Genomic DNA, 15,733 nt, shown 5'->3' on the forward strand with positions numbered 1-15,733 from the left:
CTCTTTGGCTCACGAAAGAACAAAAATCGAGACAAAAATCAATACGAATTTCTCCCGCTTATCGGAAGAGTACCATCGAATGTGAACGGGAACATAAAAAATATCTAATAATAACAATTAGATATTATAATAATATCGGATAGATTCAAAAAAATCTTCCCAGTTCTCGTCGCTTCAAGTAGGTTAAATTGTATCCAGAAATGCCCGGGAGGAGCCGGGCGACAAGGAGGAAAAAGAATGAAGACACTCGCTATCGCATCCGCGATTCTGGCTTTGGGTATCTCTGCGGCCCATGCGGAATACCCCGACCGCCCGATCAATATGATCGTGTCCTACAGCGCTGGCGGCGGTACTGACATCGCGGCGCGCACGCTTGCGCCCTTTATCGAAAAATACCTTGGCGACGACGCGTCCATCGTGGTTCTGAACAAGCCGGGTGCTGGCGGCGAGATCGGCTTCACCGAACTGGCGCAGTCCAAGCCCGACGGTTACACGATCGGCTTCATCAACACGCCGAACCTCCTGACAATTCCCATCCAGCGCAAGGCCCGCTATTCGCTGGAGAGCCTCACGCCGATCGCCAATGTGATCGACGATCCGGATGCCTTCAGCTTCCTGCCAAGCAGCAATATCAAGTCGCTCGAAGAGCTGATCGCCTACGCCAAGGAGCATCCGGGCGAAGTCACCTACGGCACCACCGGTCTCGGCTCTGACGACCATCTTTCCGCTCTCGAATTCGAGCGGAAAACAGGCGTCAAGCTGAAGCATATTCCGTTTCCGGGTAATGCCGATGTGCGCACGGCAGTGCTTGGCGGTCATGTGATGATGGCCAGCATGAACATTTCCGAGACGATTGCCGACGTCCACGAAGGCAATCTGGTTGTCCTCGGCCAGATGGCGGCCGAGCGCTGGGACGGGGCTCCCGATGTCCCGACCTTCCGCGAACAGGGTTATGATATCATTATGGGCTCGATGCGCGGCATCGGCGCGCCGGCCAACCTGCCTGATGATATCAAGGCCAAGCTGGAAGCCGCGGTGAAGGCCGCCGTCGAAGATCCGGAATTCCAGGAGAAGGCAAAACAGCAGCATCTGGCTCTGTCCTACCTCGACTCCAAGGATTTTATTGCCGAACTCCAGTCTCTGAATGCAACCTTCGAGGAACTGTGGAAAACAGAACCCTGGGTACAGCAGTAAACATCTCTGCGGGGCCTCTGCGCCCCGCAGCATTTCTTCCGGGAGGATGTCATGGAAAGAGCTAAGGTCGAAACCGGGGCAGCCCTGGTTTCGCTTCTCTTCAGTGCGCTCGGCCTGTTCGAGGCCTGGGGTTATTCCGGCGAAGGCGGAATGATGCCGCGCGCCATTATGGCACTGATGGTTGCGCTTTCGGCAATCTGGTGTCTGCAATCCGTCGCCTCTCTGGGGCGTCATCCCGACCGGGTCATCTCGATTACGCCGCAGCAGTTTCGCGGCGCCGTCCTGTTGACGGTCGCGGGCCTCGGACTCGTGTTCGGCATGCAGTATCTCGGCTTCTACTCGACGGCGATCGTCATTTTGCCGGCAGTGGCGTATGGCCTCGGCTACCGGGAGCCGAAGGGCCTCGTGATTGCCACGGCGCTGTTCATCGCGCTGCTGATCGTCGTATTCCGCATCTTCCTTGCTGTTCCGCTGCCTGCGGAACGCCTGCTCTCGACTTTCGGAGGCTAGGATGGGTCAGGTTTTTCAGCACATCCTCGACGCGATTCCCCTTCTGCTTGCGCCCATGACCATCCTGGCGATGATTGGCGGCACGGCGATCGGGATTGCGGTCGGCGCATTGCCGGGTCTGTCGGCGACCATGGGTATTGCCGTTCTCATTCCGCTGACCTTCACCATGTCTCCGGTGGCCGCCCTCGGCATGATCGCCGGTATCTATAACGGCGCGATGTATGGCGGTTCGATCCCCGCCATCCTCTTGCGCATTCCGGGCACGCCGGCCGGCGTTGCCACCGTGTTTGACGGCTATCCGATGGCGCAGAAGGGGCAGGCAAACCTTGCCCTTCGCATATCGCTCGTATCGTCCAGCATCGGCTCCGCCGTCAGCGCCGTCGCGCTGCTTGTACTTGCGCCGCCATTGTCGATGATCGCCCTGAAGTTCAGTGCCGCCAATTATTTCTGGCTGGCGATCTTCGGCATGATGACCATCGCGGTCCTGTTGTCGTCCAATCCGGTCAAGGGACTTCTTTCCGCCGGTTTTGGGCTGTTCGTGGGCATGATCGGCATCGACATGCTGACCGGCATCGAGCGGTTCGCCTTCAACAGGCTGGAACTGCTCAGCGGCGTTGACATCATCGTCCTGTTGACGGGCCTTTATGCCATTCCGCCCGCGATCGATCTGGCGCTGAGCCCGATCAAGACGGATACGGACGTCAGGCCTGTGCAGCAGGGTGATACGGTGCGCTTTCGCTGGTCGAGCCTCATTCCGGTCTGGATCAAGGCATCGCTGATCGGCGTGATTACAGGCATCATCCCCGCGCTCGGCGGCAATGTCGCGGCCCTTTTTGCGTGGAACGAGCAGCGGCGCAGCGACCCTGACAAGGAAAAATACGGCAAGGGCGCGCCTGAAGGCATCGCCGCGCCCGAATGCGCCAACAATGCCGATACCGCCGCAACGCTCATTCCGGCGCTGACACTCGGCATTCCCGGCAGTTCGGTTGCAGCCGTCATCCTCGGGGCACTTCTGGTGCATGGCCTGGTGCCCGGACCGCAGCTGTTCCGGGAAAATGCCGACATTACTTACGGATTCATGCTTGCCATGCTCGTGACATCGGGACTGATGCTGCTTCTCGGCCGCTTTGGCGCGCGCGCCTTCGTCAACGTGCTTAAGATGCCCCCCCAGCTGCTTGCACCGATGATATTCATCCTCGCCACGGTTGGCGTCTATGCCATCCATAACAGCATGTTCGAGGTCTGGATGATGCTCGGCTTCGGCATTCTGGGCTATTTCATGGAAAAGCTGAACATCCCGACCGCGCCTGCGGTTCTGGCTGTGATCCTCGGCCCCATCGCAGAGGAAAATCTGCGGCGCGCCTTGCTGATTTCCAACAACGGCGTTATCGGCATTTTCCAGGGAACGATCTCGATCATCCTGATCGCGCTGATCCTCGCAACGACTGTCCTGCCGATCCTTAACCGGCTGATGTCGCGCAAGAAGCGCGAGGCTGTCGCCGCCGGTTCGCAAGAGTAGAAACACGGCTGATCTGTAAATGGCCACGCGCAGACTTGGCCATTTTGCTTCCAGACTGTGCTAACCTCATTCCCGATCAAGGCTGGACGCCGTGTGTTCGTTCGGGCGCACAAGGGCTGCTTCGGCCGACTGGATTTGCGCATCGCGCCTTTCGCGGGCCGGTCCCGATTTTCGGGATGACGGCAAGCCGGAGAGCGCGGAGAAGGAAGAGAAGATGAAAGTTTCCGAGGTTGTCTACTCCAAGCTCAGGCGGCGGCTGGTTTCCGGATACTATCTCCCCGGCAGCCAGTTAAAGGAGGAGGCCCTTGCCCAGGACTTCGACGTCAGCCGTACTCCCGTTCGCAATGCCATCGCACGGCTGACATCCGAAGGTCTTCTGATACCCGGCGAAAAGCGCGGCGCGCTCGTGACGCCCTGGGGGATGGAGAACACTGCCGATGTGTTCGCGCTTCGTGTCCTTCTTGAAGGGCACGGCGCCTATCTTTGCGCCAAGAAAGCAAGTGACGAGCAGATTGCGGTGATGGAACAGACCTGCGAGGAAATGGAGAGGCAGTTTTCCGTCAAGGGTGCCGACTGGATCAAGAAGATGGATCAGGGCAATCGCGTCATTCACGAAATGCTCTACGAAGCTTCGGGCAGCCCCTATCTGAGGCTATCGGGCAAACATCTGCTCGAAGTGCCGCAGGTGATCGGCGGCTTCTTCATTTACGAGGATGCCGATGTCGAGGAAAGCCTCCGCCAGCATCGGGAGATCGTCAAGGCCATCAAGCTGCATAATGGTGACTGGGCGCGCTCGGCGGTCGCCTGCCACCTGAATGCCGCGCTGGAGCGCTTCAGGCGGCGAACGTCGGAAGAGTGATCTGATGCGGTGGATACCCCCATCCAGCGGCATCGCGCATACAAAGCGTCGATTTGCACTTCAAACGGTTCTGCCTCAAAGCCTGTGATTCAAGGACAGCATTCTCGCCCTCATCAATTCCGGGCCGGCAGGGCCATAGGCATCGTCAACTGAGCGGAATGTGGCACTTGATGTGCGAATGACAGGCCATGACAGACCGTGATCCGCGATATCGTCGCCATCGCTTCCCCCTGAAGTCGTTGCCCACGCCGTGTGGCTCTATTTCCGGTTTCCTCTGAGCCTGCGACTGGTCGTGGGCTTGCTGGCTGCTCGCGGGATCATTGTCTCTCACCAAACCGTCCGGCTGTGGGCGGAGAAATTCGGCCGCACCTTTGCCAACGCAATCCGTCGTAAATCGTCCGGTCAGCTTGGGGACAAGTGCCATCTGGATGAAGCCGTTGTTTCAATGCGTGGCAAGACGCACTGGCTGTGGCGCGCCGTTGATCAGGACGGTTTCGTCTTGGATGTTCTTGATCAAAGCCAACGAAACGCCAAGCGCCTGATGCGAAAGCTCTTGAAGGACCATGGCCGATCGTCGCAGGTGATGATCACGGACAAGCTGCGACCCTACGACGCGGCAAAGCGAGAAATCATGCCTTGTGTCGAGCATCACTCCCGCAAAGGGTTGAACAATCGGGCGGAGAATTCTCACCGGCCGGTCAGGCGGCGAAGCATGATCGATGAAACAGGCCGGTGGCATTGTCTGCCCTCGTTGCAGTTAAGTTTACGATGCCACAGAAGCAGATCAATGAGTTGCTGCCTTGGAATTATTTCGCCAAGGTCTGACCAGAACACCGCATACGGTGATCTGGGGCGATGGAGACCGCTCCTATGGCTGGAGCCAGCCATAGGCGCTCTGGAAAGCCATCCCCGGCTGCCGGCTCGCCGAAGTGCCGGGCGGCGCGCACAATGTTCAATGGAAAATCCGGAGATTTCAATCCAATCGTTTCGGACTTCCCGGGCAACTGAAACGACGAGTTGCGGCCGATAGCCGGGACTCAGCCTGTTGACAAAGTCCCCTTTTCCGGCAGAGAGCGTGGCAAGGTCGTGATGACCCACGAGGTTTGTCAACAAACAGAGCCCCGGCAGGTCGCCAGGGCTCGCTTCGCAGCGTTCTTCAGGCGGTGGTCGCCTGATACGCTTGGGAGAATGTCGACCTACTGCCGGTCGGGCAGGGGCATCCAGTCGGGCGTGGCGACATCGGCGTGGGCGAAGGCAGGCAGCTTTTCGCTGAGCTCCTGCATGTTCTTGATGTCGTCATCAAGAAGCACCTGCTGGGTGATCAGCGTCGGCGGCACGATAACGTTGTGGCCGGGGTCTTCGCCGGCGAGCATCATTGCCAGCGCGCGGACGGACACTTCGCCGACGACAGCCGGATTGGTGGCCGCGGTGGCGGCCCAGGCGCTGCCGGGTTCGCGCATGGCGGCGATATCGGATGTCGAGACGTCAGCCGAATATATCTTGATCGCATCCGACATGCCGGCTTCGTCGACGGCGATCTTCACGCCCTTGGCGAACTCGTCATAGGGCGCGAACATGACGGTGATGTTCGGGTTTGCCGAGAGAACCGAGCGCGCCTGGTTGGCAACCGAGTTGGCGATCGGATTGTCGAGCGTGCCGAAAGTGGCCACTTCATCGATGCCCGGATACTTCTCCTTGAACTCCTGCCAGACCTCGTCGCGGCGGTCGAGCGGCGCGATGCCGGGGACGTAGACATAGCCGGCCTTGAAGCTGTCGCCATTGTCCTCGATCGCCTGTTCCAGCGCCAGACGGGCGAGATCATGGTCCGACTGTTCGATCTGCGGAATGGCGTCGTTTTCGACGTTTACGTCGAAGGCAACCACATCAATGCCGGCATCGACGGCGCGCTGTGCGGCTTCGCGCATGCTTTCCGTCAGGCCGTGCTGGATGATGATGCCATCAACGCCGAGCGCGATCGCCTGATCCACCATGTCGGCCTGCAGGGCGGCATCCTGGCGGCTGTCGAGCACGCGAAGATTGAGGCCGAGCGCCTTCGACTGGGCTTCGACGCCAGCCAGATAGGACTGGAAGAAGTCGCCGGTCGAAAGATAGCGCACCAGCGCGATGGTGACGTCCTCCGGCTTGTCGAAGGGGGCCGGCATGTCGGCCGCCAGCGCCGGCATCGCGGCGGCGGAAAGCATTGCGCTCGCCGCCATGGTGTTGAACAGTCTGCGTGTGATTTTCATGTTGTCATTCCTCCACGTCTGAGATCCAGTTTTAAGATCGCTTGCGCCTCCTCCCGCAGTGCCCGATACCGGCGCCAGTATCGGTCCTGTCGACGGGCGGTGAACACCGCCCGTTCATGTTCAGTGCCCGGTCAATGCTTGTGCCGGGTCGACAGCGCGAAGGTGAACACCAGCGCGATCACCAGCACCGCGCCCTTGACGAAGTCCTGGGTGTAATAGGGCGCGTTCATCATCGTCAGCCCCTGAAGCAGAATGCCGACAAACAGCGCGCCGATGGCCGTGCCGAAGGCATTGGGCTTGGCAGCGCCGAGCACGGCAAAGCCGATCAGCGCCGCGGCCACCGCATCCAGCAGAAGATTGTTGCCGGAGGCGATATCGCCGCGGCCGAGACGGGCGGCCAGAAGAATGCCGCCGATCGAGGCGAACTCGGCCGAAATCACATAGGCGAGGATCTTGTAGCCGTTGACCGGCGCGCCGGCGAGCGCTGCGGCGCGCTCATTGGAGCCGACGGCATACATCATCCGGCCGAACCGGGTGAATTCCAGAAACAACCAGATCGCGATCGCCAGAACGATCAGCACCACAACCGATACCGGTACGAGATTGGGCAGGATGAAATCGAAGCGGTGGCGGCCGAGCGCCAGAAAGGCGGCGCTGAACGCGCCCTCGGCCTGCGAGCCATCCGGCAGCGTCATGCCGGTCGCAATCGACCGGCCTTCGGTCGGAATGCGCTGGAGGCCGAGAAGCAGGAACATCATGCCGAGCGTCGCCAGGAGATCGGGAACGCGACCGTAGACGATCAGAACGCCGTTGATCAGGCCTATCAACCCGCCAATGACGAGGCAGACGGCAACGGCTTCGAACGCATTGCCGCCCATGACCACCATGACGTATGAAGAGGCCATCAGCGCCGTGGTCGCCACCGAGCCGATCGAAAGGTCGAAGCCGCCGACCACCAGCGTCGCCGTGACGCCGAGCGCCAGAATGCCGGTGATCGACACCGATTGCAGGATGAAGACCGCGCTCTGCGGCGAGCCAAAACCCGGAGCGGCGATCGAAAACACCAGAACCAGCGCCAACAGCAGCGTCAGAAAGCCATAGCGGATTGCCAGCGCGCGGACATTGCCCGACTGGCGGCCGCCAGGCTTTTCGGCCGGATTCGCGGCGGTGAGCTTCTGGGCGAGGGCGTTTTCTTTGTTGGTCATTGGCTCACCATTTCCAGACGCCCGGCGATCTGGGCGAGAAGTGTATCAAGGTCGACATCGAGATTCCGGTGCTCGCCGACAATCGTGTGCTCGGACATCACCAGAATGCGGTCGGCAATCTCGAACGCCTCGTCGAGTTCGGTCAGGAACACCAGCGTGGCACGCCCGCCCGCCGATTGCCTGAGCGTCGATGCGATATCGCGGCGGGCGGCAATATCGACGCCCTGGAACGGTTCATCGAGGATCAGCAGCCGCGCGTCATGGCTCAGCCAGCGTCCGACCATCACCTTTTGCTGGTTGCCGCCGGACAGCGTCTGCATGGCATCGCGTTCCGTGCGGCAGACGACATTGAGCCCGGTGATCTGATCGCGCGCCTGCGCCTTTTCCCGCGACCGGCTCATGATCCCGAAGGAGGACAGGCGCCGCAGAAACGGCAGGCTGATGTTTTCGTAGATGTTGAAATCGGGCACGATCCCGCTGACCGCGCGATCCTTGGCCACCAGGAACACCCCGTTTGCGATGGCCGCGCCCGTGTTTTTCGGCGCGTAGCTCTTGCCCTCCAGCCTCATCTGCCCGCCATGGGGCCGGCGCGCGCCGAACAGCGTTTCCGCAAGCGCGGTCTTGCCGACGCCGACAAGGCCGGTGACCGCGACGATTTCACCCTCCCGCAGCGACAGCGAGAAAGGCTTCTTGCCGGGCGCGATCCGGAGATCCTTTGCCGAGAAAACCTCGGCCCCGCCATCACGGACATCGACATGGCCATGGCCGATGGCGCGGCCGAGCATGGCGTCGACAGCGCCCTTGTAATCGAGTTCCGGACCTTCGAACACGCCGGAGATACGGCCATCGCGCAGCGTAACGATGGTATCGGCCAGCCGGCGGATATCCGACATGCGATGCGAAATATAGAGGATCGCAACGCCATCGGCGCGCAAGCGGTCAAGTAGAGCGAACAGCCGGTCCGCCTCCGCGCTCGAAAGCGACGAGGTCGGCTCGTCGAGAATGAGAACGCGCGGCTTGTGGGCCATGGCGCGGGCAATCGCCACCATCTGGCGGTCGGCCAGCGACAGGTCGGATACCTGGGCCGACAGGTCGAGCGAGAGCCCCATGGCTTCGGCGACGACGCGGGCCTGTTTGCGGATTTTGTAAGGATTGAAGAACACCGAAGCGCCGCGCCCGGTCAGCCGGTCGAGCACAAGATTGGTCGCGACATCGAGATCGGCGGCAACGCCGTCATTGATGTTCTGATGCACGGTGACGACGCCGGCGCGGATGGCTTCCGCCGGGGTAGCGGGGGTGAAAGGCTTGCCGGCAAGCGTGATCGTGCCACTGTCGGGGCGATAGAGCCCGGTGACGGTGCGCACCAGCGTGGATTTACCAGCGCCGTTCGCTCCCATCAGCACGGTCACTTCTCCGGAGCGCAAGCGCAGATCGACGCCATCCAGCACCTGGATCGGCCCGAACGCCTTGCGCAGCCCGTCTATGCGGAACACTGCGGTCATGAAAATCATTTCCTCCCGCTACCATCCTAGAGATCAAAATCATCAAATGTCAACAGCAATGACATTTGACAGAAAATAAAAATAGCAATTGTCATTGCTGTTGACAAATGACAGAGCGCGGCGCTACCGTGTTGAAAAGCCCCGCGAGCGCATATCGTCGGGGCGCATTTGGGAGGATGTCTATGGCGCTGGAACAGGCCTTTGCGGCCCTTGAGCCTGAAACCCTGCCGTCACGGCTGGGAACGCTCGAAATCCTGACGGAAAAGCTGGGTCCGCCTTCGGGCTGGAAGGTTCGGGAGGTCGGCGACGGCAATCTGAACCTCGTCTTCATCGTCGAGGGCGGCGGCAAAAGCATGATCGTCAAGCAGGCGCTGCCCTATGTGCGGCTTGTGGGCGAAGGCTGGCCGCTGCCGCTGACCCGATCGTTCTTCGAATACAACGCCCTCATCCGCCAGGCCGACCGCGCGCCGGGAAGCGTGCCGGAAGTCTTCTATTTCGATGAGCGTCAGGCGATCATCGTTCAGGAATTCCTGAGCCCGCATATCATCCTGAGACGAGCGCTGATCGAAGGGCAGGTACTGCCACGGCTTGCCGAAGATCTCGGCCTGTTCATGGCGCGCACGCTTTTCCGCGGCTCCGACCTTTCGTTGGAGGCGGCGGCGCGCAAGAAGGACATGGCGCTGTTTGCCGGCAATGACGCGCTGTGCGACATCACCGAGGCACTGGTCTTCACCGACCCCTATTACGATGCCGAGATGAACAGCCATACGACGCCCGAACTCGACGGCATCGTGGCAAGGCTCAGGGCCGACCGCGACCTGAAGGTGACGGCGCAGGAAATGAAGCAGGCCTTCGTCACCCGCGCCGAGACCATGCTGCATGGCGACCTCCATACCGGCTCGATCATGGTCACCGAGGACGAGACGCGGGTGATCGACCCCGAATTCGCCTATTACGGCCCGATGGCCTTCGATGTCGGCATGCTGCTCGCCAACTACTGGATGAGCTTCTTCTCGCAGCGCGGCCATGAACAGAACGGCGCGCGTGGGAATGTGCGCCGCCACCTGCTGAATACAATCACGGGCACATGGACCGCTTTCCGCGACGAGTTTTCGCGGCTGTGGCGCGAGGAGCGCACCGGCATTCTGTTCCAGCGCGCGCTTTATGAGGATCAGGGTGATACGCTCGGCGCGGAACAGGCGCTGGAACGGTTCCTGCATGCGCTGTTCGAGGACATGCTGGGCTTTGCCGGGCTGGAAATCCATCGCCGTATTCTGGGCCTCGCCCATAATGCCGATTTCGAGACCATTGCGGATAGGGCTCAAAAGGCGCGTTGCGAAACCGCCGCGCTGGAATTCGGCCGCCATATCGCCGTCAACCGCCGCCATATCAGCAGCCTTGACGCACTGGAAAGACTGGCCAGCCGGCTGGAAGAGGAGAGCGCCCCATGAAGGTTGGCGATAAACACTACCGCACGATCTGGCCGCATCAGGATGGCCTTTCCGTAGAGATCATCGACCAGCGCTGGCTGCCGCATGATTTCCGTGTCGTCACCCTGTCCACGGTCGACGAGATCGCCACCGCGATCGCCGACATGTGGGTGCGCGGCGCGCCGCTGATCGGCGTGACGGCGGCCTATGGCATCGCCATCGCCATGGCGGATGATCCCACTGACGCTCATCTCAATGCGACCTGCAACAAGCTGCACGCAACGCGGCCGACGGCCATCAATCTCAAATGGGCGCTCGATGAAATGCGGCACACGCTCTCGATCGTCGCGACCGACAAGCGTGCGGAGGCGGCCTACCGCCGCGCCGCCGAAATCGCCGATGAGGATGTGGAGCTGAACCGCGCGATCGGCCGCCACGGGCTGGAGATCATCAAGGAAATCGCGGCGAAGAAGAAGCCGGGCGAACCGGTCAATATCCTCACCCATTGCAATGCCGGCTGGCTTGCCACCGTCGATTACGGCACGGCGACCGCGCCGATCTACCTGGCAATGGAGGCCGGCATTCCGGTCCACGTCTTCGTCGATGAAACCCGCCCGCGCAATCAGGGCGCGCAGCTGACCGCCTGGGAAATGGACGGCCATGGCGTGCCGCATGACCTGATCGTGGACAATGCCGGCGGCCATCTTATGCAGCATGGCGAGATCGACATGGTGATTGTGGGCACCGACCGGACCACCGCATCCGGTGATGTCTGCAACAAGATCGGCACATATCTCAAGGCGCTGGCGGCCAAGGATAACGGCGTGCCGTTCTATGTCGCGCTGCCATCGCCCACCATCGACTGGACAGTCCGTGACGGCGTCGCGGAAATCCCGATCGAGGAGCGCAACGGCGACGAGGTGAGCTTTGTGCAGGGTGAGAACTCCGCGGGCGAGATCATCTCGGTGCGCATTTCGCCAAAGGGCACGCCGGCCCGCAACCCGGCCTTCGACGTCACCCCCGCCCGCCTTGTCACCGGCCTGATCACCGAACGCGGCATCGCCGAAGCATCCGCCCCAGGCCTTGCCCGCCTCTTTGAAAAAGAAAACTAGACCATGTCCCTGACCAACGAAAAATCCACCGAGGATATCGCGCATGGTATCCGCAAGCGGGTGTTCCTGCACACGATGCGCAACAATGGCGGCTATCTGAGCCAGGCCTGTTCTGCCGCCGAAAGCCTCGCCTTTCTTTATAACGAGGCGCTTCATCTGGGCGCGCCGACGCTGCCGCCGGTTCCCAAACCCTTTGCCGGCGTGCCGTCGGCCCACAACCCGGATGCGTTTACCGGCGCAGGCTATCACGGCCCGTTCGCGCCGGACTATGACCGCTTCTTCGTCTCGCCCGCCCATTATGCGCTGGTGATCTATTCGGCGCTGATCGAGGTCGGCCGCATGGATGAGAACGCGCTCGACCATTTCAACAAGGATGGCGGCTCGGTGGAAATGATCGGGGCCGAGCACAGCCCCGGCATGGAAGTCACCACCGGTTCGCTGGCGCAGGGGCTTTCCATGGCCTCCGGGGTCGCCTTCGCCCGCAAGCGCGCCGGCGACAAGGGCAAGGTCTGGGTCTATATGTCCGACGGCGAGTTCCAGGAGGGCCAGACCTGGGAATGCCTGTCGGCCATGCGCCACCACGAAATTGACAACATCCGGGTGATCGTCGACGTCAACCGTCAGCAATGCGACGGCGCCATGTCCTCGGTTCAGGAGCTTTACGACCTGCCGGAACGGATTGCCGCCTTCGGCGCGACCTGCCGCTCGATCGACGGGCATGACCTCGACGCCATGCGCAAGGCCGCCGACAGCGCCGAGCCCGGCAAGCCGCTGGTGATCCTTGCCAATACTTCACCGTTTCAGGGCATGGACTTCCTGAAGAAACGCTTCCCGCGCCTGCATTACGTTCGCTTCAAGAGCGAAGCCGAACGCAAGGAGATGCGCGACGCGCTGGCGAAAGAGCTCGGCGTCGACATGCACGAAATCGAAGAGGCCTGATCATGGTGGACATCGTCAACAGACCCTACGCCACGGCGTTTGAAACCTTCGCCACCGCGCGGCCCGAGGTGATGTGCCTTTCGGCCGACCTCACCTCGTCCTGCGAGGTCGATGGTTTTCGCGACCGCCATCCCGACCAGTTCCTGTCCATGGGCATGGCCGAGCAGAACATGCTGTCCTTCGCCGGCGGGCTGGCGATGCAGGGCTACCGGCCCTTCATCCACACCTTCGCGGTGTTTCTCTATCGCCGTCCTTATGACCAGCTCATCAACTCGATCGCCTATTCCAACCGCAAGGTGCGGATGATGGGCTTTCTGCCCGGCATTACCACGCCTGGCGGCATCACCCATCAGGCAATCGAGGATATCGCGGTGATGCGCGCCATCCCCAACATGACGGTGCTGGAAACCGGTGACGCGACCGAAGTGGAAACCGTGCTCGAGGTCGCCGACAGCATTGACGGGCCGGTCTATGTGCGCGTGCTGCGCGGCCAGGTGCCGCGGCTGTTTGCGACCCCGTTTGCGTTCAACGAACTCCGTACGCTCAGCAAGGGCGACGATGTGCTCGTGCTAACATCCGGCGTTTGCACGGAAGAGGCGCTGCGCGCCACGGCAGCGCTTTCGGCAAAGGGCGTTGGCGTCCATCACCTCCATGCCTCAACGCTGAAGCCCTTCGACCGCGACACCTTCATCGAGGCCGCACGCGGCAAGAAGGGCGTGGTCACGCTCGAAAATCATATCATCACCGGTGGCCTCGGCACGATCGCGGCAGAGATCATCGCGGAGGAAGGGCTTGGCGTGAAGCTTCGCCGCCTCGGGCTCAACGACACCTTCGCCCATGGCGCATCCAAACCCTATCTGATGAAGAAATACGGTCTCGACGCCGGCGCTCTGGTCGCCGCGATCGAAGATGTGCTCGGCCAGAAGCTCGATATCAGCGATGATGCCTTGCAGGCGGTGCGCCTCGACGCGGTCCATTCGGCCGAAAAGGCGGAGGCGCTCTGATGGCGAACCGGTTTTCGGCGGGCTATCTGATTTCTGATGCTGACTACGAGACCGCGAAACAGCGCGCGCTCAACATCACGGTCGAGCAGACCGTCGAGATCCCGCGCGATATCGTGCCCGCCGGCTATGTCGAGGATGAAATCCTCGGCCGGCTGGAGGCGCTGGAGGCGGCGGACGGTGGCTACATCGCCGAGATATCCTACAGTCTCGACGATGTCGGCGGCGACTTCCTGCAGCTTCTGAATGTGCTGTTCGGCAATTCCTCAATCCTCTCGAAGACCCGGCTTGTCTGGATGAAGCCCTGCGACGGGCTTGAAGCGATCACCCCCGGCCCACGTTTCGGCCGTGCGGGGTTCTACGACCTGGCGGGCGTTTCCAGCGGACCGCTGTTGATGTCGGCGATCAAGCCTGTCGGTCTTTCGACGGCCGAGCTTGCGCGGCTCGCGGGCGATTTCGCGCGCGGCGGCATGGATTTCGTCAAGGACGATCACGGTCTCGTGGACCAGAAGACCGCGCCGTTTTCGGAACGGCTCGCGGCCTGCGTCGATGCAATCGGCGAGGCCAATGCGAAAACCGGATTCCGGACCCGTTTCATTCCCAACATCACGGCTGAAGGCGGCAGGACCATCGAGCGCGCCTATGAGGCGAAGGAAAAGGGCGCCGGCGGCGTCATGCTGGCGCCTGCGCTTGCCGGTTACGACATTGCGCGGCAACTGGCGGCCGATGCCGATTTCGGCCTGCCGGTGATCTCGCACCCGGCCTTTTCCGGGGCCAATGTTGTAGGCGGCGATTGCGGTTTCTCACATCGTTTCTATTTCGGAACGCTGCAGCGCCTGATGGGCGTGGACGCCACCGTTTATCCCAATTTCGGCGGCCGTTTCGGCTTTTCGCGGGACGAGTGCCTGTCGATCGTCGATGGCTGTTCCGAAGCGTTTTCAAATATCAAGCCGATTCTGCCCGCACCCGGCGGCGGCATGACCTTCGAACGCGTTCCGGAAATGAAAGCCGCCTATGGCAAGGACGTCGTCTATCTGATCGGGGGGGCGCTGATCCGTGAGCGCGCAACGCTGGCCGATGCCTGCAAACGGCTTGCCGAAGCGGTCAGGGCGACATAATCCGGAGGGCGACAGCACAGTCTTGCCCCGCTTGCGACGTGGTGACGAAACGGGCAAATTGACTTATTTCACCGGACATAAACAATGTCTAAGCAGCGACGGGACCCCAATGCTGATCCGACCGAGCGACCGCATTCTCCACAAAGCCGCCTGGCTATACTACACCCATGGCCTGCGCCAGGACGAGGTGGCGAAACAGCTCGACATATCGCGGGCCTCGGTCGCCATGTATCTGCGTCGCGCCCGCGAAATGGGCATCGTCACCATCTCCACCTCCACCGAACTGTTTACCGATGACGTTCTGGCGCGGGAGATGGAAGACGCATTGGGGCTGGACGCGGTCTGGATCGTGCCCGAGGACCGCCAGGCGCTCGACCCCGAGACCGAAATGCCGGTTGTGGCCGCGGCGGTATTCCAGGGGTTGATCGGCAAGGGCGACAAGGTGGGCGTTGCCTGGGGGCGGACGGTCTATCACATCGCCGATGCCATGCCGTTCGCCGATCTGCAGGGCGTCACCGTGATCCAGCTCTGCGGCAATCTCGGCGCGCCCTATAATTACCGTCCGGACCAGTGCACCACCGAAATCGCCCGGCGGCTGAACGCGGAGGGCATCAACTTCTACGCGCCGCTGGTGTTGAGCACCGAGGCGCTGTGCGCCCAGTTGCGCGATGAGGAGATCATTCACCAGCAGATGGCGATGATCGGCGAATGCGATCTGGTGCTCTATTCCGTCGGCGGCATTGCGCCCGACAGCCATCTGGTGAAATGCGGCGCGCTGTCGGCGGAAGCGATCGAGGCGCTTGGCGAACAGGGCGCGGCCGGCGTGATTGCCGGACAGGTGATCGACCGCGACGGCGCGATCATGGATTGCGAGCATAATCGCCGCTGCATATCCGCCGATCTCGACACGGTGCGCCAGATTCCCAAGCGGCTGATGGTGGTGCAGGAGGCCGAAAAATTCGAGGCGCTGAAGGCGGCGCTCAGGGGCGGCTTCGTGTCCCACCTCGTGGTGACACGGTCCATGGGCGAACAGCTTATGGATGCCTGGAAAGCCTGAGCACCGTCACCGGATACATATTTGTAAAGACCGGGGTCAAG

At 61.4% G+C, this 15,733-nt stretch carries 13 protein-coding genes and 1 pseudogene; 11 read left to right on the top strand and 3 right to left on the bottom strand.

The genetic code is table 11. From position 1 onward, the window contains the following. Positions 1-237: 237 nt before the first annotated feature. From Mame_RS07845 to Mame_RS07865, 5 genes and pseudogenes are all read left to right on the top strand, one after another. Positions 238-1,194: a tripartite tricarboxylate transporter substrate binding protein gene (locus Mame_RS07845; RefSeq protein WP_018067371.1), complete on the top strand. Its 957-nt coding sequence runs from the start codon at positions 238-240 to the stop codon at positions 1,192-1,194. A gap of 51 nt (positions 1,195-1,245) precedes the next feature. Then, complete coding sequence (locus Mame_RS07850) at positions 1,246-1,704, top strand: tripartite tricarboxylate transporter TctB family protein (protein ID WP_018067372.1); 459 nt, start codon at positions 1,246-1,248, stop codon at positions 1,702-1,704. Position 1,705: 1 nt separating this feature from the next. Further along, positions 1,706-3,223 (top strand): tripartite tricarboxylate transporter permease, encoded by a 1,518-nt coding sequence (locus Mame_RS07855; RefSeq protein ID WP_018067373.1) that lies wholly within the window; start codon positions 1,706-1,708, stop codon positions 3,221-3,223. 214 nt (positions 3,224-3,437) lie between these two features. Further along, positions 3,438-4,082, top strand: coding sequence for a GntR family transcriptional regulator (locus tag Mame_RS07860; protein WP_155122054.1), 645 nt, complete (start codon positions 3,438-3,440; stop codon positions 4,080-4,082). 188 nt (positions 4,083-4,270) lie between these two features. Next, a pseudogene (locus tag Mame_RS07865) lies at positions 4,271-4,800 on the top strand (IS6 family transposase); the annotation flags it as partial. 478 nt (positions 4,801-5,278) lie between these two features. Here Mame_RS07865 and Mame_RS07870 read toward each other — a convergent pair. The 3 genes from Mame_RS07870 to Mame_RS07880 all read right to left on the bottom strand — a co-directional run bounded on the left by Mame_RS07870 (position 5,279) and on the right by Mame_RS07880 (position 9,044). Then, a complete protein-coding gene (locus Mame_RS07870; protein ID WP_018067257.1) occupies positions 5,279-6,328 on the bottom strand; it encodes a substrate-binding domain-containing protein in 1,050 nt (349 codons plus the stop codon). A 131-nt stretch (positions 6,329-6,459) separates the two neighbouring features. Continuing rightward, positions 6,460-7,533: an ABC transporter permease gene (locus Mame_RS07875; protein WP_018067256.1), complete on the bottom strand. Its 1,074-nt coding sequence runs from the start codon at positions 7,531-7,533 to the stop codon at positions 6,460-6,462. After that, a complete protein-coding gene (locus Mame_RS07880) occupies positions 7,530-9,044 on the bottom strand; it encodes a sugar ABC transporter ATP-binding protein (RefSeq protein WP_018067255.1) in 1,515 nt (504 codons plus the stop codon). Before Mame_RS07880 ends, Mame_RS07875 begins: the two co-directional genes overlap by 4 nt. Before the next feature lie 173 nt (positions 9,045-9,217). On the opposite strand from Mame_RS07880, the gene mtnK reads away from it, so the two are divergent. From mtnK to Mame_RS07910, 6 genes are all read left to right on the top strand, one after another. Next, positions 9,218-10,486 carry an S-methyl-5-thioribose kinase gene (gene mtnK / locus Mame_RS07885; RefSeq protein ID WP_018067254.1) on the top strand — a complete coding sequence of 423 codons (1,269 nt, stop codon included), beginning with the start codon at positions 9,218-9,220 and terminating at the stop codon, positions 10,484-10,486. Beyond that, positions 10,483-11,577, top strand: a complete 1,095-nt coding sequence (gene mtnA / locus Mame_RS07890; protein WP_018067253.1) for an S-methyl-5-thioribose-1-phosphate isomerase — start codon at positions 10,483-10,485, stop codon at positions 11,575-11,577. The genes mtnK and mtnA overlap by 4 nt, the downstream gene beginning before the upstream one ends. A 3-nt stretch (positions 11,578-11,580) precedes the next feature. Next, positions 11,581-12,516, top strand: coding sequence for a transketolase (locus Mame_RS07895; protein WP_018067252.1), 936 nt, complete (start codon positions 11,581-11,583; stop codon positions 12,514-12,516). Positions 12,517-12,518: 2 nt separating this feature from the next. After that, complete coding sequence (locus Mame_RS07900; RefSeq protein ID WP_018067251.1) at positions 12,519-13,520, top strand: transketolase family protein; 1,002 nt, start codon at positions 12,519-12,521, stop codon at positions 13,518-13,520. Next, the gene (locus Mame_RS07905) at positions 13,520-14,635 is read left to right on the top strand and encodes a RuBisCO large subunit C-terminal-like domain-containing protein (protein WP_018067250.1); all 1,116 of its coding nucleotides are present in this window, start codon (positions 13,520-13,522) and stop codon (positions 14,633-14,635) included. The genes Mame_RS07900 and Mame_RS07905 overlap by 1 nt, the downstream gene beginning before the upstream one ends. 109 nt (positions 14,636-14,744) lie before the next feature. Beyond that, positions 14,745-15,692, top strand: a complete 948-nt coding sequence (locus Mame_RS07910) for a sugar-binding transcriptional regulator (RefSeq protein ID WP_018067249.1) — start codon at positions 14,745-14,747, stop codon at positions 15,690-15,692. Positions 15,693-15,733: the final 41 nt, after the last annotated feature.

Source organism: Martelella mediterranea DSM 17316 (assembly GCF_002043005.1).
Lineage (GTDB): Bacteria > Pseudomonadota > Alphaproteobacteria > Rhizobiales > Rhizobiaceae > Martelella > Martelella mediterranea.